Annotated in this window: 11 protein-coding genes; 3 read left to right on the plus strand and 8 right to left on the minus strand. The window is 43.0% G+C overall.

From position 1 onward, the window contains the following. Positions 1 to 36: 36 nt before the first annotated feature. The 3 genes from FKG96_RS20730 to FKG96_RS20740 are packed head-to-tail and all read right to left on the minus strand — an operon-like array spanning position 37 to position 1,278. The gene (locus tag FKG96_RS20730) at positions 37 to 396 is read right to left on the minus strand and encodes a hypothetical protein (RefSeq protein ID WP_013667789.1); all 360 of its coding nucleotides are present in this window, start codon (positions 394 to 396) and stop codon (positions 37 to 39) included. Between the two features lie 46 nt (positions 397 to 442). After that, positions 443 to 871, minus strand: a complete 429-nt coding sequence (locus FKG96_RS20735) for a nuclear transport factor 2 family protein (RefSeq protein ID WP_149105979.1) — start codon at positions 869 to 871, stop codon at positions 443 to 445. A 5-nt stretch (positions 872 to 876) separates the two neighbouring features. Beyond that, positions 877 to 1,278 carry a hypothetical protein gene (locus tag FKG96_RS20740; RefSeq protein WP_149105980.1) on the minus strand — a complete coding sequence of 134 codons (402 nt, stop codon included), beginning with the start codon at positions 1,276 to 1,278 and terminating at the stop codon, positions 877 to 879. 74 nt (positions 1,279 to 1,352) lie between these two features. Here FKG96_RS20740 and FKG96_RS20745 point away from each other — a divergent pair, with 74 nt between their 5' ends. After that, a complete protein-coding gene (locus FKG96_RS20745) occupies positions 1,353 to 2,327 on the plus strand; it encodes a helix-turn-helix domain-containing protein (RefSeq protein ID WP_149105981.1) in 975 nt (324 codons plus the stop codon). Between the two features lie 121 nt (positions 2,328 to 2,448). Continuing rightward, on the plus strand, positions 2,449 to 4,728 hold the full coding sequence (locus tag FKG96_RS20750; protein ID WP_149105982.1) for a GH92 family glycosyl hydrolase: 2,280 nt from the start codon (positions 2,449 to 2,451) through the stop codon (positions 4,726 to 4,728). A 125-nt stretch (positions 4,729 to 4,853) separates the two neighbouring features. Here the strand turns inward: FKG96_RS20750 and FKG96_RS20755 are convergent, their stop codons facing one another. Genes FKG96_RS20755 through FKG96_RS20770 form a run of 4 tightly spaced genes read right to left on the minus strand, consistent with a single transcriptional unit; the run spans position 4,854 to position 14,462 of the window. Continuing rightward, entirely contained in the window at positions 4,854 to 7,289 is a 2,436-nt protein-coding gene (locus tag FKG96_RS20755; protein ID WP_149105983.1) for a glycoside hydrolase family 2 TIM barrel-domain containing protein, read from the minus strand. A gap of 11 nt (positions 7,290 to 7,300) precedes the next feature. Further along, a complete protein-coding gene (locus tag FKG96_RS20760) occupies positions 7,301 to 9,841 on the minus strand; it encodes a membrane or secreted protein (RefSeq protein ID WP_149105984.1) in 2,541 nt (846 codons plus the stop codon). Between the two features lies 1 nt (position 9,842). Continuing rightward, entirely contained in the window at positions 9,843 to 11,342 is a 1,500-nt protein-coding gene (locus tag FKG96_RS20765) for a RagB/SusD family nutrient uptake outer membrane protein (RefSeq protein ID WP_149105985.1), read from the minus strand. A gap of 18 nt (positions 11,343 to 11,360) precedes the next feature. Next, complete coding sequence (locus FKG96_RS20770) at positions 11,361 to 14,462, minus strand: SusC/RagA family TonB-linked outer membrane protein (protein WP_210421323.1); 3,102 nt, start codon at positions 14,460 to 14,462, stop codon at positions 11,361 to 11,363. A 258-nt stretch (positions 14,463 to 14,720) separates the two neighbouring features. On the opposite strand from FKG96_RS20770, the gene FKG96_RS20775 reads away from it, so the two are divergent. Further along, a complete protein-coding gene (locus tag FKG96_RS20775) occupies positions 14,721 to 18,854 on the plus strand; it encodes a hybrid sensor histidine kinase/response regulator transcription factor (protein ID WP_149105986.1) in 4,134 nt (1,377 codons plus the stop codon). An 88-nt stretch (positions 18,855 to 18,942) separates the two neighbouring features. On the opposite strand, the gene FKG96_RS20780 is transcribed toward FKG96_RS20775, so the two are convergent. After that, positions 18,943 to 19,386 (minus strand): SgcJ/EcaC family oxidoreductase, encoded by a 444-nt coding sequence (locus FKG96_RS20780; RefSeq protein WP_013667795.1) that lies wholly within the window; start codon positions 19,384 to 19,386, stop codon positions 18,943 to 18,945. Positions 19,387 to 19,653: the final 267 nt, after the last annotated feature.

The following is a 19,653-nucleotide window of genomic DNA, read 5'->3' on the forward strand; positions in this document are numbered from 1 at the left end:
AGTCTCCTAGGTAGGCTTCCTTTGATGTTTTGTTTCCTATCGCTCCAATTCTAGCTCATCTGGATCTATTTGTCCCCTATGAGACACAACCTCCTTATGTAAGTGGTATTTTAATTGACCTTTTACATGCATTGTGTTCACCTTTGCCAGCTCGTGAAGTTTTACCAAAACATCATTGCTGTATTGCTTTGCGTCATCAATAGATAAGGAAGGATTGAACTCGATCAACTTATTGGCGATGTCTTCCACAGTCCCCTCCATCATATACCCTAAGGTATAAATTACCTGATCCACCACAGGTGCATTTGAATCAAAATTAGCAGGTATTTTCAATGGTTCTGCCATATCTTTATAGTCATCAAAAGATAAGGATACTGTCTTGCTTGATTTTTCCATAGCTGTTCATATTATTATAATATAACCCATAATGCTGAATAGTGTTTTAGTTACTGCCACCAAGCGCCTCTGATACAGCATAACTATCTTCCAGTAGGCGGTATTGACTTATCAACCCTTCTTGTACTCTTATCAGAATAGAGAAAAGTGAATCAACGACCTGATCAGTAGGCAGCATTTTCGTAGAGAATTCGCCTACAACAATCGCTACTTCATCGTCAACAAACAGATACTGAATCGAGGCTGTCAGTGGTTTCGTATTCGACCATAGATCCTCGAAAAACATACGTATCTCTGACTTGGCACTCCTTTTACCCAACCAGCTAGCACGACTAAAATTACCGGGAATATACCAATCCACCGATTCAGCAAACAGTCTTATGATTTTCGTTAAATCTCTATTGGCCAAAGCCTCCATGTAATTGTATACCACATCTCTTGTTTGCGCGCTTTGAGCAGTTGCTATCGTTTTCATATGTTTTATGTATTAACTAAATTTTTTGTATTTGATGAGCCTTCTCGGAGATAGCGATGCTGCAAATATGCCATGAGTGCTACCCAAATAGCTACCAGACTAACTGCCAGATTCCCAACAAGTGAAAGGCGAAAGGCATCGGTTATCAAAATCAGGACACTGACTAATACCCAAATGATATCAAGTGTAATAACGAGCTTTACACCTTGTGGCTTTGCTTGACTTCGACGGCTCGCGTAGTAAACCAAACAGGCAAAAGCTACTAAAAAGGCACCCACTGCAACGAGTGGAATCCCATTTGATACTTTAAAAAGCTCGGCAATATTTTCGGATAAAACAATTAGTAACAAACCCGTTGCACCTGAGCTTAGCGCATTCACAAACATTACTTTTTTTAATCTTTCCATAGCTGTTTTTTTTTATCAAAATTATCTTTCATTGCTAAGGAAAAATTGATATTTTGCGACAATCTGAAAACAACATGCAAATCCTCGCGGTACATCTACAGGCTTTTATTAATTACTTATCTATCCGTCAGCATGGAAAAAACCTGCTAGATAACGATCGTTTACCAACCTCGCTATCTACCCATCTGCATGATGGACATACCGTTATTTCGACCGATTTGTTCTATGATATCCTTGATCAGGTAAGACTGCAATTACAAGATGAGTATCTTGGACTGCGCGTTGGTAGTTTCCTTAACTTAAACGCATTAGGCCTCATTTATCAGATATCTTTGCAAGCAACCAGTGTAGAAGAAGGACTGTATTATTTACGCAACTTTGTCGACGCCACTTTACCCATTGTCCAACTAGACAGCAGACTTTCTCAAGGAAGATATACGATTCAGCTTTCCATTAAAGACGGCCCGAATCATCTTAGCCGGATCGTACTGGAGTGTGTACAAACGATTATTATGAAAGAGCTTCGGATGATGTGCGTAAAAGGTATCGAGATTCAGGCGCGCTCACCCTATTACGACAGCCACTATCCGGAAGACTTCACCTATGGGAAACACCACGAAATCGAATTCGAGAACATCGTGTTAAAGTCGACAATCAGAAGCTATCGTAAGCATTGTTTAGATTACCTGGTTCCTCAATACTTACAATTCATTGAGCGAATCAAAATGGATGACGAGACCTTTGCCAATAAAGTAAAAATTGCGGCACTGAATCTAGCTACACCGGCCCTTCCCAAGTTAGAACAGGTTGCAGAAAATTTTAATCTCAGCCCGCGTACATTTCAGCGCATTTTAGCAAAAGAGCAATTAAGCTTCCGGATGCTGACGGATAGTTTAAATAAAGAACTTGCTTTGCTTTTATTACGACACGATGGCTATGCCATCGCTGACATTGGCTACCTACTAGGCTATGCGGAACCCGCCTCTTTCTTGCACAGTTTTAAAAAATGGTATGGACAAGCACCCGGTGCCATTAAACGGCAACTGTAAAAATCTCTTTAATTACTGCTAAAACATATTAGTAATTTCAAAAACAAAATACTAAGCTTATATTTACGGCAAATAAGTTTATACCTTTTGGCTTAAAGTACATAGTCAACACTTTACAATCATGAAACGACCAACTATTTTAACCATTTTACTTTCAGTGGTATTTGCGACTAAACTTTTTGCGCAAACAGCAAAAGATCCGGTCGACTATATTAATCCTTATATCGGAAATATCAGTCATCTGCTTGTTCCAACTTATCCGACGGTCCATTTACCTAACAGTCTTTTGCGTGTCTATCCGGAGCGCGAAAATTTCACGGGAAACGTACTGAGGGGCTTACCGCTTATTGTAACCAGTCATCGGGGAAGTTCCGCGTTTAATTTAAGTCCTTTTCAAGGAGTGGTAAAAGATATCAAGCATGTACTTCCCTTGAGCTACGACAATGAAGTAATCAAACCTTATTTCTATAGTGTAGACCTTGATGAACAGGATGTTGCGGTACAATATGCTCCTTCGCATCAATCCGGTATTTATGAGCTTCATTTCAATCACCCGGAGAAAGACACCTATTTGATTTTCAACACCCGAAATGGTGAACTATCTCATGACAACCGGCATATTAGTGGATACCAGAATTTAGATAAACAGACCAAGGTATATATCTACTTGGAAACGGATGTGCAGCCTATTGTTATTGGAACACATCAAGGTGATAAGGTCGGCACAAACGATAAAAGCACAAAGGGCGAAGATGCCTATTTTATCGTACAATATCCTAAAGGCACCACTAAAATAAAGCTACGTTATGGTGTATCCTTTATCAGTACGGAGCAGGCAAAAAGAAATCTTCGTAGGGAGATTAGGGATTTTGATTTAGCGACGATTTCAAAAAGGGGGCGCGACATTTGGAATCAGACATTGAACAAAATAAAAGTTACCGGCACCGATGAGGATGCAAAAACTGTCTTCTATACGTCTTTGTATCGGACTTACGAAAGGATGATCTGCCTTTCTGAAGATGGAAAATATTTCAGTGCTTACGATGGTAAAGTCCATGACGACAAAGGCAGACCCTTTTACACCGACGATTGGATCTGGGACACCTATCGGGCGACCCACCCACTTCGCATATTGATTGAGCCGGAAATGGAGGCAAACATGATTAATTCCTATATTGTTATGACGCAACAAATGCCGCGCGCGTGGATGCCTAATTTTCCCGAGGTTACGGGGGATAGTCGTAGGATGAACTCCAATCATGCAGTGGCGATGGTTGCAGACGCATATAATAAAGGGCTTCGGAATTTTAATTTGGAAGAAGCTTATCGGGTAGCCAAGGCAGCCATCACAGAGAAAACCTTAGCTCCCTGGTCGGCTAAACCAGCAGGCGTACTGGATCAATTCTATAAAGACCACGGCTATTTTCCTTCCTTGGCACCAGGCGAAAAGGAAACCGTACCGGAAGTGCACAGTTGGGAACGCAGGCAACCCATTGCGGTAACACTCGGCACAGTATATGATGAATGGTGTTTATCGCAAATAGCTAGCAAGCTTGGAAAAACGGATGAAGCCAAATACTTTTCGGAAAGAAGCCTAAACTATCGCAAAGTCTTTAATCCTGAAACAAAATTTTTCCATCCAAAAGATACCTTTGGGGTTTTTATGCCTCATATGGATTACCGATTTCCTCCCGGTATCGGTGGCCGCGATGCTTATGATGAAAATACCGGTTATGTTTATCGCTTCGACGTACCTCATAACATTGGTGATCTCGTACAATTAATCGGCGGAAAACAGGCATTTGTTGATGCCTTGGAAGATATGTTCAGTACGCCGTTGGGTAAAGGAAGACCCGATTTTTACCATATTTATGCGGATCATAGTGGAAATGTTGGTCAATTTTCAATGGGTAATGAACCCGCCATGCATATCCCCTATCTATACAATTATGCGGGACAACCCTGGCGTTCGCAAAAACGGGTGCGTACATTACTTCAGCAATGGTTCCGCAACGATTTGATGGGCATCCCAGGTGATGAGGATGGTGGAGGCCTTACTTCTTTCGTCGTGTTCTCCCAATTGGGCTTTTATCCCATCACCCCCGGTTTACCCATGTATGTCATCGGAAGTCCATCCTTCGAAAGTGCCACGCTGGACATCGGTGATGGTAAGATATTCAGTGTGGTTTGCGAGAATTATTCACCTGACAACAAATACATCCAGTCAGCAAAACTCAATGGCGTATCCTGGAACAAATCCTGGTTTAGCCATGAAGATTTGATGAAAGGCGGTAAACTTGAACTGGTTATGGGGAAACATCCCAACAAAACCTGGGCCACCGGAGATGACGCCATTCCGCCATCGTTTAAGATGAATGATAAATTAAAAAGTAAAAATTAAAAATTAAAAAAGCTTGCCTCTCGTAGTGATGGCCTACCTGTTGAAAGGCAGGCCATCATTATCACATTAACCACTTCTCTACTCAACGTTTCAACCACTCAACCATCAGCTAATCATCACATTAGCTACTCAACTTCCAAGGCCATCTTTTCACTTTTCAACTGAGCTCCGCTTACCTTCACACGAATTGCCCCCTTCTTCTCCGCAGCTTGTACAATAAAGACCAGCTTTCCATTAAACGTTTTCATTTGCGGGATATGAAAAGGCTCTAAAGACGTTGCGTCTCCATTACAGACGGCCTTAAAGCTACCTGAACCTTCTACCGTAAAAGACAAGGGAACAGCGGCATCCGGGCAGAGATTACCCTCGCTGTCAATCACTTCAACCGTTATAAAAGACAGATCTACTCCATCAGCAATCAATTGATTTCTATCGGCACTTAATCTTAAACCGGTAGGCTTTCCCGCAGTATGTACTTCCTTTTCCTGAGCTATGGCACCGTTTTCATTATAGGCTACTACTTTTAACGTACCTGGTTGGTATACCACCTTGTTCCAACGCAATCGATAACGGTCTAATTTGCTCGCTGCATTTTTCTTGATTCTTCCCTGGCTGACGCCATTCACAAAGAGTTCCGCTTCAGGGAAATCTGTATAGCAATACACGGGGATGGTATCGCCTTCCTTACCTGACCATGTCCAATGTGGTAATAGATGCAGGGTGTGCGCTTCTTGATTCCATTTACTACGGTAAAGATAGTAGCGATCTTTTGGTAATCCCGCTAAATCGCAAATTCCGAAATAAGAACTTCTGGAAGGCCAAACCTGATCATAAGGTGTCGGTTCTCCCAGATAATCAAACCCTGTCCATACAAACTCTCCTATTACCCAAGGTTTATCATCTTGCAGTTCCCAATCCTCTTCCGGTAAATTCGACCAACTGCAGCTCTCCAGATCATATGATGAGCTTTGGGCATCCGGATAGGTTTTTTGTTGATAAGGTTGTACCGGATATTTATAAACACCACGCGAACTGACTGTTGAAGCTGTTTCGGAACCCAAAATAAAACCTTGAGGTATCTTATCGTAAGCAGTTTGATAACGGTGGGTGCGGTAGTTCAATCCCGGCACATCTAAGAGTGCCGCAAAATTGTTGGCAATTGCATTATCTACACGATCCATCCCTATGGTAACAGGTCGTGTCGGGTCTTCGCGATGGCAAATATCCTGCAGGCGCTTAGCTATTCGATTACCTCCGTCTATGCTTTGTTCGGGCACTTCATTGCCAATGCTCCACATCACAATGGACGGATGATTGCGGTGACAGCGAATCAAATTTACTAAATCGCGCTCTGCCCATTCGTCAAAGAAACGATTATAACCGTTTTTACATTTTGCAGCTTTCCACTCGTCAAAGCTCTCGGCCATCACCATCAATCCCAGTTCATCACAAAGCTCCATTTGCCAGGGTGAGGGCATGTTGTGAGCGGTGCGAATGGCGTCCGCGCCCATTTCTTTCATAATTAAAAGTTGCCGTTTCAAAGCCGCTTTATTAATGGCGGCACCCAAAGGGCCTAAATCATGGTGCAAGCAAACGCCCTTAATCTTTCTAGATTTTCCGTTTAACATAAAACCACCGTGAGCGTTGACCTTTACCTCACGAATACCGAAGCGAACGGAATCCACATCCACTAATCGATCACCATCATAAAGTTCGATCTTTGCTAAGTACAAAGCTGGGCGCTCGGGCGACCACAATGCAGGTCGCTCCAATATTAGATTTTCCTCTATCGGAATTCCACGCCAAACTAAATTCGCCTCCTTTGTGAGAAGTACATGGCTTTTCTGATCGAGAACGGTTGTTACTGCCCGCAATTTCTTGTTTTGGTGCGCATTCAGTTCTGCCTTTATACTAATTTGTGCTAAACTGTCGGATACCACTGGCGTGGTAACCGATAGGCCCCAGGGCACCACCGCAGTTTCATTTGTAAATAATAGCCGAACAGGCCGATATAAACCTGCTCCCGGATACCAACGCGAAGATTCCGGTTGATTTTCCAACCGAACGGCTAACACATTTTCGCCTTCAACCCCTAAAAAAGGAGTGATATCGAAATGAAAAGAGTTATAGCCATAGGGCCAAAATCCCACTTCCTTTCCGTTGATATAGACCCGTGCTTCGCTCATAGCTCCGTCGAATATAATGCTTGCACGGCGGCCGGCTAAAGATTCTTTCGGCAACGTCGTCCGGTACCATCCTACTCCTATGTAGGGAAGTGCGCCGGTGCGGCCCGTTTTTTCGCTAGGTATCGTTTCACCATTTTGCGTAATGGCTACCGTTTGTTTATCGATTTCTTTATCAAACGGACCGGTTATAGCCCAATCGTGCGGAATATTTATTTTTTGCCAATTTTGATCGTTAAAATCAGGTTGTTCGGCTCCTTTTATATCGCCTCGCTGAAAAGACCACCCTTTATTTAAATAAATTTCTTTTCGTACCTGAGCCGACAACAGGCTGACTGCCATCGTCGCCCATAGGGTAACCGCCATACGCTTCTTCATGAATAAAATCGTTACTCTAACCAAATAGCCTCTAAGTATAATCCCAGCGACTTGTTCAACAATAAGTTATCTCTTTCGATATAGATTTGCAATTTATCTATTTTTTGGATATCGAGCATCTTTTCCGAACTACTTAAAAACCATTGCGGCAAAAATCCAGGATACGGGCGAGGTAAAAGAAAGGTCTTTCCCTGCTGAAGTAAATCGAGTGGAATCCGGATCAGTGAATCGGTTGATTTCAGTGTTATCTCTTTCGAGAAACATTGCCCATCCGAGTCAATTAAGCCGATACTGATCGGTAATGCGGCAATCCCTTCCATTCCTCCTCTGATTATCAATTCCCTTGCTCCAAACACATTCGTTAGTCGGGCAGGCTGAATAGGAAGTTGTAAAGCAAACCCGGGTAATGCGTCTGCGTCCCGTAAGGTTACGTTTAAGACGAATGCACTCGACCTAGGCCGAATAACGTAATCATGACGAATCGACGGATGATGTGATGGAAAAGTAAACACTCGGCGATCATTTTCCGGTCGATACAATAGAGACCAATTACCTTGCTGTAAAATATCGTATGTCCACCATGCTGATGAAAAATCGTCCCAAGCCTTTGGCTCTCCCTTATAATTATCAGGAAAGCGCTGGCGAGTACTTCCATTTTTTATCCATACGCGATAGTTGAGTCGGCCTGCCCTTCGCCACGCTGTAGGGATCGGAGCAGCAAACAATCCTGGCTTTATGCGTAGCATAGGAACCTGCTGTGCAAAGCTGCCCCATCTTTCCATATCCATAAGCAGGCTGTCACCAACTACTTCACCAGCAACATAAACATGTATTAAACTATCCGATCCCAATGTTGGTGGAGCCGGCTTAACGAACAAACCAGTGTACACTGGTTTTGGAGCGGCAAATTCGCGTAGCGATAGAGTTCCCATGGTTGTCGACCGATCTTCTAGCTCAACTCCTTTTCTTGTTAGGAGATAAGTTCCAGGACCAAGGACGACAGTGCCGTGCTTAGCTACTTCCGAAACCGTATTTCCTTCATTCAATCCATGTATCTGAAAATCAGCTCCCAGATCGGTTAAATTAATTTTTAGTTGATGAAAGTTCCAAGTTACCCGATTGACCTCTTTTTTCAAAGAGGGAGTTTCAAATGGATCGGAAAGTGCTATTACATCAGGCATCAGTTCCAAACGCCAGACACCATTTTCAAGCTTATCCAAAAAATAAGCCCCCGTTCCGGGAAAGTCGATTACCGGCGAAGAGCCAACGCCTGCAAGATGTCTCAAGGAGGTTGGATCGACGGGTCGCTCTTCCGTTGTCGTGGTATAATAAAAAGCCGTGTCGGTGTTCATTAAACTCAGTTGTTTCAAATAATCTAGCTTAAATGGACCAAAAGAGGCGCTTTGAGGATACTTACCATAATGACCACCCGAAGGTAAACTTCTAAATACGTACCCCGCTATTAACAAGCTAATGGCTTTCGCTGGTGTATATGCCAGGTTTAAATAATGGGTTTGATATTCGGTATTTGCATAAGCAATGGCTAGCGGATCGTAAGCAAACTGTGTGGCCCATTGAAAGCCCGCCTCGCGGAAACTACGGGCCATAGCAGGAAACAAAATCGGCTGGACCTGGTCCGCGGCATCGAACTCATAAACCATTTTTGGCTTTTTTAGAAATCCCGGGATTGTATCGAAAGGAATTGTATAACGATCGACATGTGGCAAAAAATTCCCTTGAAGGCTACCTCCCGCCACCAAACCCACGGGATACCATTGAAAGCTAAAACCATCGGCGGCTGAACGGGCAACTGCAGCTGCTTTACTCGGGTTTTGACTTATATTATAAAAAATCGGTTTCTTCCAACCCGTCTTTTTTATCACCTGTTTTAAGGTATTAATGTAGGTAGTAATTTGTTGTTCGTCTCCACCGTGATCTGGTTCATTATTGATTTCAGTAGCCACTATATTAGGGTCTTCTCCATAGGTCAAACCCGTATACGGATTTTTATGGGAGAAAAACTGTTGCAAATAGCGCTCTTGCGCTTTAATAGCTTCTTTATTCGTTGTGGAAGCCGCTTTTCCGTAATAGGCAGAAAAACCGGGAAGCTTTTCGTCCCGTTCAGGATAACCATTTCCCCAAAAAGCGATGGGCGTAATGAGCGCATAAATCCCCCTACGTTTTAGTTCGGCCAAGATAAAATCAAATAATCGCAAGTGCTCATTTGCCATTAAATTACCTTCCCGATCGCTGATTTCAACGTCCCATACATGTACGCGAAAGGCATTGAGACCCAGACGTGATAAGTGGTAAACGTCTTGCCGAATAGCTGCCTCCAAATCGATCCCAAGCTGTTTATGAGCTCGGTAAGCATGTGCAAAAGGTGTTGTATAGTTAACTCCGAAAAAGCGAGCCTCCTTTCCCGAGGTCTTCCAACGCATTATTCCTTGCTTATCTACGACCAAAACACTCGTGTTGTCATGTGACTGGCCCTTTGCAGACGATATCAACAACAGAACCATTGCGATATGGAAATATTTCTTAACATTCATATCAATAGCCGGTTGTTTGCGTTAAAGTTCCTCCACTTACATCTAAGGCATATTGCGGCACAGGAAAGAGCTCGCCACTCGGTATTTTCCCTACTTCCTTTAGTGAAGACACCCATTTACCATGTCGGATAAGATCCATCTTACGTACGCCTTCCAAGTACAGGTCCCAAGCTCGTTCCTGCAAGATCGCATCATTTAGTTGTGCTTGGTTTAAATCACTAGACAAAGGCCCTAATCCCGCGTGCTTGGCGCGCACTTCATTTACTAAATTGAAGGCTTCAGCAGTAGGACCTTGCTGCTGATTAATGGCTTCTGCTAGCATTAATAATACATCGGCGTAACGTAACAAGGGGATATCATTGCCCTGTACATCGGCACCGGGACTCGACTCGTCTGGATATTTTTTTAGTACCGGCCCGCGCATATTGCTGCGATTTCTCTCCCTTCCATCTTTGGCCGTATAAGAAGGAACCATTAATGTCCGCCGCTTATCAGCCGGATCAAAAGAATCATAGAATTGCCAAGTCGGACAAAACACCCCATTCGGATTAGCCCACCCGCCACTTATTTTCGTACTTTGAAAATCGCCCGGCAAGCAATACATAGCGTAGGCATTAAAATTACCACCAAAGTTGCCACTGGTAGGAGCCGTCGGGTCAACACTGATGGCATAAATTGTTTCATTGTTCCGTTCGGTACCTTCACGGAATAGGCTGGCATAGTCGTCCACCAGTGCATAACCCATCCCCATCATTTCTCGTCCTACTGCTTCAGCTCGCTGCCAGTTTTTTTCGTTTAAATAAAGTCGCATAAGGTACCCCATGGCTAAGCCCTTATTGAAGCGCCCGTATTCAGTTGGACTTTGTACCAAATGATCGGCCGCGAACTGCAAATCACTTTCAATGCTTGCAACAAAAGCTTCTCTCGATAACCTCGTTAAATCTTTTTCAGCTTCGGTATTAATTTTCTCCGGATCGAGAATGACCGGTAAAGGGCCATACATATGCAAGAGGTAATACATAGCCATTCCACGTCCCATACGTGCCTCTGCGCTGAAGCGGTTTTTAGCCTCTTCACTTATTGAGGACGTGGCGATATCCTTTAATACTTGCGTCATACCGGTTACATACCGGACCTTTTCAAAATGGCTGGTTTTGTCTTGCGTCCATAAGAAAGTAAAATTGGCGCGACTGAAAAACTCCCAAAACCCACCCCACTCTGAAAAGGTGTTAAAGAGATCGGTAGATAAATCAAACATTGCCAAATGCCCATATTCCGGACTGAAAAACATGTTCTGGTAAGCAACATCGTTATAACCCCATTTAGAACCAAAGGGTTTATAGGCTTGCAGCGTATAAAGGTTAAAGTCGGCTTCCGTGCGCGGAAAGTTATCAGGTGAAAGCACCCCGGTAATAACCGGGTCAAAATTCTTTTTACAGGCACTAAGGGATATAACCAAAAGTAGCAGGCTGTAAAGGGTATATTTATTGAAGGTTGTCATATTATTTCTATTTTTACATTAAAAACTTGCTCTTAGCCCCAGAGAGATGGTCCGCGCCATGGGATAAGGTGCCGGCCCTCCTTTAATAGATACCGCCTGCACCTCAGGATCAACTCCATCAAAACCGGTGATGATAAAGGCGTTCTGTACATCGGCGTATACGCGAAGCGAATTCATTAATTTACTGATGGCACCTGTTCGGAAGGTATACCCCAGCGTAATATTACGACAGCGTAGGAAGTCGCGCTTAGCCAATCGGGTATCTACACCGGGATCTAAACCTAATGCCGCCTCATTAAAAGCAGCCCCAGGTTGCGTACCGCTTGGGTTGGAAGTACTCCAAGCGTCTTTGATACGCGTGGTTCCGCCTTGTTGATTACCCAACAGATTGACTGGATCGCCCCATAATGTGGTATAGTCATATCCCCAGGCTCCGAATTGTCCGTAAAGAAAGATCCCTAAGTCGAAATTTTTATACGTAAAATTGTTACCAAATCCGACAATCAATTTTGGAATTCCCGAATAACTGACCACATCATCAAAATTTAAGGCACCATCACCATTACTATCCACAAAAATCGGAGAACCGGGCTTTTGTGCATTCTGTGGCTGCCAGGCGGGTACTTCTTGTCCAATTTGCAAAATACCAGCTGTTGGATACACATAAATAATATTGCTGCCCACAGGATCGGTAACGCCTGCATAAGGAGGCGGAGGTTCGTTGGCAAAACGTTCCACCCAACGATTTTGGTAATGTGTTAGGTTCACCACCGAGTTCCAAGTGAAGTTATCACTACTTAGGTTTACCGTGTTTAAGCTAAAATCGAAACCAGTGCGCCTTTGATGCCCGCCATTGACAGGCGAGGTTGAGATAATCGATAATTGAGGCGTCGTAGCGTTGGTTAACAAACGAGTTTTGTTCTCGATAAAGTAATCGAAAGAGCCGTTGATTCTATCCCTGAATAAGCCAAAATCAAAACCGGCATTGAATGTTTTGGTAATAGGCCATTGCAAATTGGGATTCGTAAACGCATTTACGCGGTAAGGAATATACCTTACCGAGCCATTTTCAAATGCAATCGCCGTAGCATCTGGTCCATAAGCGCCGTAAGCTACACTTCCCGGACGCTCACCGGCGGTACCGTAGCTGGTGCGTAATTTGAGCAAACTGATTGCCTCTATCTTTTTTATGAAAGGTTCATTGGAGAATTTATAAGCGAGGGAGGCCGAAGGAAAATTTTGATATTTCTTATCCGGAAAGAACTTATCAGCCCCGTCTCTACGTAAAGAAAGTGACAACACAAAACGATCAGTTAGTTCCACATTACTACGGATAAAAAACGATCGCAACTTATTTTTACCCCGATAAGATCCAATAGTGGGTATGCCAGTCGCAGTGGCCAAGTTATCGGTATTAATCACATCGGGCATATCAAATGCTTCCACGTTAAAACCCGAGAAATCTTCCAGATACTGGCCTACACCGGTCACTGCGTCGATTGCCAACCATTCGTTTAGACGCTTGCGATAAGAAACCGTCGCTTCCATTGTTTGATTTTGCCTACGTGTCTCTGCTAAAGATGCACGCGATCGATAAAGTTGACCCCAGAACACGTTAGAAGGGATAAAGAAATTGCGGAGGGAATTTTCGTCATTATTACCGTAGAGCACCTTCGCTGTCAACTCATTTGGGATCAGTGTAAAATCGAGTGATGTATTGATTGTTAAACCATTAAATTTCGTTTGGTCTTTAATCGTCAATAGGGATACAGGATTACCGGTCACTGCAAAAATGGAATAATTACCATCGGCGTCGTAAATAGGAACCGTTGACGGATAACCTAATGCCGCTTGCAGAGCATTGAAACCTTGCGTACCGGCTCCGCCCGTCTGCCATCCTGCTTGAGGGTTGGCATACTCATTTCTATTGGCATTGACATTAGTATTTAAGCTCAGCCATTTACTAAGCGCAAAAGTAACATTCAACCGGCCGGACCATCGTGTTAAATCGGAATTCTTTACGGTGCCCGTTTGCTTATAGTAATTGGCGGAGGTGTAGTAAGTCACTTTTTCTGTCCCTCCGTTAAGACTTAATTGATGATTATCCACGTTACCATTCCGCAGCACCTGATCAAGCCATCGCGTACCTTCTCCTGCACCATTGATTTGTTCTTGTGTAAAACGGGGCGAATAGGCCCTCAGGTCCGGCGTACCTTGTCCAAAGGGTTCCATATTATTGTCTGACAAATACTTATCAACGCTCAGCTGATTATGATACACCATATAGTCCCTTGCATTCAAAGGCTCCAAGTATTTCATGTTATTGACAAAGGAATGGTTGGCATCATAGCTAATATTCATACGCCCAGCCTTGCCTTTTTTCGTAGTAATGTACATGACCCCATTAGCGGCAGAAACACCATAAATAGCCGCACTGGCATCTTTCAGAATTTCAATCGATTCAATGTCGTTGGGATTCAGACCCGCTAATGGACCGCGATCAACGCCTTGAATCTCTACTGACCCGTTATCCGGTTCCAGCGCATTATTCGGAAACACAACACCGTCCACCACAATAAGGGGTGTTCCCTTTCCGCGGATGGAGACATTAATATTACCGCCAGGTTGTGAACTCTGTTGATTTACCTGCAGACCCGCTGCCCGGCCAAATAACAGTTCCGGAACAGAGCTATTAGCTGCTGTCGGAATTTTCTTCGGATCGATTTTCGAGACGGAAGTGGTTAGATTTTCTTTTGTCGTGGTGCCATACCCGACCACTACCACTTCATCCAACGCGTTCTCTTCTTCTACTAAGGTCAGATTAATCACGTTTCCTGTCACCTTGATACGCTGTTCTTGATAACCCACCGCCTTTATCAGTAGGCTAGCATTGGAAGGCACGCTCAGGCTGTATCGTCCCTCTGCATCGGTAGAGGTGCCAACGGCGGAACCTTGTACAAGAACCGATACCCCGGGAATCGGTTGGCCATCGCTTTGCGCGATGATTTTGCCACTCACTTGTATGTTTTGCTGCGCATGCATCTCGGAGACGAGCATACACAGTGCAAAAAGAAAGCAAGTGAAGTTCTTTAGTTTAAATTGATCATTAAACATCTTCATAGCATGTTTTAATTGGTTAAAATCTTTGTTTGGTTAGTCACATCGCTGCAAATGAAGGGTATTCGACGATTTCTTTTTGTTTCAATCGTACATACTTTTGGTTCGAACATGCATAATAGCATGATACAATTTGTGCGTCGGCTCCTTTAAGCCGACCGCACATTTATTGATGCAAGTCACAGTAAGAAAAGTGTGATACGCTATAGCCAATACCGAAATTATTTCCTTAGATTCGTAATAATAACCAGCACCTAATCAATGCAGACTGTTCAATTATATCAACGGATTTCGTGGTACGCCCTCTTTATACTATTCTTCTACTGCATGATTGGTAATCCCTATTACCTAAAGGCTAAAGACGGCCTCCACTTTCAACACATTAATCACTTCCAAGGACTTTCCAATAATACCGTTGAATGTATATTTCAGGACGCTAGGGGCTTCATGTGGTTCGGCACTCGAGATGGGCTCAATCGCTATGATGGATATGAAGTGATTTCTTATCGCAACATACCCAACAACCCGCATTCGCTTAGTGACAATTACATTACTTGCATCTATGAAGATAAAACCGGTGGCTTATGGATAGGGACTTTAAACGGTTTGAACTATTACGACCGCGCAAAGAATCAATTTAAACGTTTTAAAAGTAGTGACAATAGAGAGTATGCTATTAGTTGCAATCGCATTAGCGCCATAACGGAAGTAGGCGGTGCCTTATGGATTGGCACATTTGGAGGAGGATTGAATCGTTTGGACAAGCGGACTGGACATTTTATTACATACCGCCAAGTAGCACATAAAGCAAGTCTTGTTGACGACTTTATCCGTTGTTTTTACGTCGATCAAAAGCAACGTCTGTGGATCGGAACGCAGCGGGGGCTCAGCTTATTGGAGCCAAAAAAAGGCATTTTCTGTCAGATCCCGCACGATAAAGGGCTGGATATTTTAGCCATCGTGGAAGATGCTAACCATCAAATCTTACTGGGTACCAATAACGAAGGAGTTTATTCATTTAATACACAGCTTCTTCGCTACGAAGAGCGCCGATATCACGAGGGCATCAACGGTGGCATCACCAGCGACCTGATCCGGGCCTTACTGCTAGATCAACAGCGTCGACTTTGGGTTGGCAGTATTAACGGTGGACTAAGTCAATATAACCCTCAAACGGAAGAGTGGAGCCATTATACTGCCGAGCCGGATAATCCCAACAGCCTTTCGCAGCGCACAATCTCAGCTCTTTTTGAAGACCGTCAAGGAAACCTTTGGATCGGCACCCATCGAGGCGGGGTTAACTTATACAGTCCGCATGCTAAGAAATTTGAACTTTTCAGAAGAACCGCCCATAGGGAAAGTCTTGGCTATAACGACGTCACCGCCTTTTGCGAAGATAGTAAAGGGCGTATTTGGGTTGGAACGGACGGAGGCGGCCTCGACTTATTCAATCCTAAAACGAAGAAGTTTACCCATTATCGTCATGATCCGAAAAATTCACAAAGTCTAGCTTCTAACGCGGTCCTTCATATCATGGAAGACCGCAATGGACGATTATGGGTAAGTACTTGGGGTGGCGGAATTCATCTTTTTAATCCTGAAAAGGGTACTTTCAAACGTTACCTGCACGACGAAAATAACAGGGCTTCCATCACTTCCAATTTTGTGCATGAAATTTTCGAAGATGCTCGAGGACAATTTTGGGTGGCTACCTATTACGGTGGACTTAACCGCTTTGATCCGGAGAAAGGTACATTTTCGCGCTTCACGTATGGAAACAATCTACAGAACGTATTCAAAGGCAACAATGTCGTGGCCATTGAAGAAGATAAGCATGGCCAATTATGGTTTGGAACGGATGATGGCGGCTTAAATTGCTATCAGCCTGAATCAGGAAGAATTATACATTACCTGGATAACTGGGAAAAGAATCCTTATGTACGCATTATCCATGAAGATCGTAAAGGCCGACTGTGGTTAGGACTCGATAAACTGTATCTTTTTGACGAAAATAAAAAACAATTCCTACCCAATCCTGCATCTTCTGACTTATCGCAAGGATACATTAAGGGCATACTCGAAGACGAACAAGGCAATTTATGGCTGTCAACCACCAATGGACTAGTAAAATATCACCCGGAAAACCAAAATTACAGACGGTACAATATGAACGATGGTTTGCAGGATTTAGAGTTTGAGGCAGGAGCTTACTTAAAAACCCGCGAGGGTTCATTTCTATTTGGCGGTATTAATGGCTTCAATCGATTTGTTCCGGATAAATTGGCAGAAAATAGGGTAAAACCTCCGCTGTATTTTACTTCATTCGAACTATTTAATAAGAAAGTAGAGGTAGGCGAAAAAGGATCACCCCTGCCTGTCGATATCAGTGTTGTTGACCGTATTTCGTTAAGGCATCAACAATCCAGTTTTTCAGTTACGTTTTCTGCTCTTAATTATATAGCTTCTGCCAACAATCAGTATGCGTACAAATTAGAAGGTTTTGACAGCGATTGGATTCGTACGAATGATCGCAAAGCGGTTTATACGAATCTCAATCCGGGGAAATATATACTTCGCGTCAAAGCATCTAACAATGATGGTGTATGGAACGAAAACGAGAAAAAGTTATTCATCGAAATAAAACCACCCTTTTGGGCCACCTGGTGGTTCCGAGCTTGCGGCTTGGCGTTTTTAGCTGTGCTCCTCTTTCAGTATATTAGGATAACTCGAGAAAAACATAGGCAACGGTTGGAAGACCAAAAGAAGGAAGAATTGCACCAGTTGCAGTTGCAGTTTTTCACCAATATATCCCATGAGTTTCGCACGCCCCTTTCTTTAATTCTGGGACCGATTGAAAATCTATTGCATGAGGAAAAAAGTGCCGGAAAAAAACTGCAGGTTTATCAGCTTATTCATCGCAACGCTAAACGATTGATGGGTTTAATTAATGAATTGATGGATTTCCGTCAAGTAGAAACCGGTGGGTTTAAATTGAATGTACGAGCGGGTGATATGAGTGAGCACGTACGCCGGATAGCCGAAGATTTCACTCTTATCGCCAAACAAAACCAAATCACCTTCACGGTACAGCTGCCAGATGACGATGATTTAACATGGTTTGACCCAACCATGCTGGATAAAATTATGCTTAACATTCTCAATAATGCCTTCAAATACACGCGTACAGAAGGCAACATTCACGTTAAGTTATTGAAAAGTATAAATGAGCATCATCCGGCCTATCCGCATCAATTACGTATCCCACCCATTTATCCTGCTAAAGCGTATCGATATTTTGTGGTGAAAGATAACGGTATAGGTATTTCCGAAAGTTCACTGCAGCATCTATTTAAACGATATTATCGCATCGCCGATTACCATATTGGCTCAGGCGTAGGATTAGCCTTTGTTAAGAGTTTGACCTTGCTACATAAAGGTTATATCGAAGTTAGCAGTGAAACCGACCAAGGAGTTGAATTTATGGTTGCAATTCCATGTGATCGGGAAGATTATCAAGAACATGAAATTAATCATCAAGCGGCTGCATCCTCAACTGATATAGTTATTCAAACGACGTCTGCCGTACAAAACAAGAAAAAGAGTAAACGCCCTATACGAACTGCTGAGGAAAAGGCCCCGCATATTTTACTGGTGGAAGACCATGATGAATTACGTTCCTTTATCAAAGATCAATTAGGTTCCAGCTATCAGATTTGGGAGGCTACCAATGGCATAGAAGCTCTCGACTTTTTGCAGGAACGTTTGCCGGATCTGATCATAAGCGATGTGATGATGCCAAAAATGAATGGGGTTCAGTTATGTAAACGACTTAAATCGAATCCGGAAACACAATCAATTCCTTTCCTCATACTTACTGCCAAACAAGACGAGGATGCTCACCTTGCCGGCGTAGAAGCCGGGGCTGACTACTACTTTTCGAAACCTTTGAATATGGCTTTTTTACAGCAAACCATCCGTAATATTTTTATGCAGCGTGCAAGTATCAAAAGACGCTTGGCAAAAAACAGCCAGCTCGTTGCGCTCGAAAAGGCACATAGACAAAAAGACCGCGCTTTTACACAGAAAATTGTAAAAATTATTGAAAACAATTTATCCAATCCCGCGCTGGATATTACCTTTCTTTGTAAAGAAACCGGCATGAGTCGCACCAAACTTTATCAGGAAATTAAAATGATTCACAATCAATCGATAGGTGATTTTATTCGTTCTATACGAATGAAGCAGGCTGCTCACTTGATGGTGTACGATAATCTACCGATTGCAGAAGTTATGTTCCGGGTCGGAATACAAACTCAATCCTATTTTACCAAAGCTTTCAAAAACGAGTTTGGTAAAACGCCTACGCAATATTTAAAAGATTTAGAAAAGAAGTAAAATCGGCCGAGTGTCGGAATCTGTCGTTACGGATCAATCACGATTAGATACCATGTATCTTGCAGCCAAACAGCTACTTATTTCGCCACTATTTTCTTTTCATCAACCATTTACTAAACCATCCCATTTTTTGAATGCGGCAATTATGAAAGGCGGTCATTTTCCATTTCCCAGAGGGATCACGCACCCATACAGACGTATTAATCGATAAACGATTGGGTGCCACTTTCTTCTGCCATCTAAATTTAATGGCTCCTCTAGCTATAACGACAACAGTCTTTTCATTGAGAAAACGAATATCGGTAATATCCCCTTCCAACTTAGCTCCTTTGAACATAAAATTGTTCATCAGCTCTTTGTGGGCCCGTACATAGGCGGCCCTTCCTTTAAGATGCATCCCGTTAAACGTTATATAATCGCAATCCTCGGTGAGATGCTCGCCTGCAGCCTTGAAATCTAAGGTTTCAAACGCCTGGTAAATCGAGCGGTTGGCTTCCTGAATAGCTTTTACATCCATCGAATGTTGATTCATATGACTGGCTTTTAAATTATGTAAAATAGTATCGGTTTTCATCATATATCGCTCAGGTCAATTATTAGCGTAAAAATAGATAGCGTCAACGCAAATGGCCACTGTTTTTCCGTTAACCATTGCAAATCATCGGTAAACAACCAGATTCAATCGGTTAACCGAACAAGTTACTTTTCACATTAGCTAATAAAAAGACGCAAGGGTATTAAAATGGTTGCATTGGTGAACAACAGTTTTGCTTTTATTTTCAATATCCACTAGTATTAA

This window comes from Olivibacter sp. LS-1 (genome assembly GCF_008245145.1).
In the GTDB taxonomy this organism is placed as follows: domain Bacteria; phylum Bacteroidota; class Bacteroidia; order Sphingobacteriales; family Sphingobacteriaceae; genus Olivibacter; species Olivibacter oleidegradans.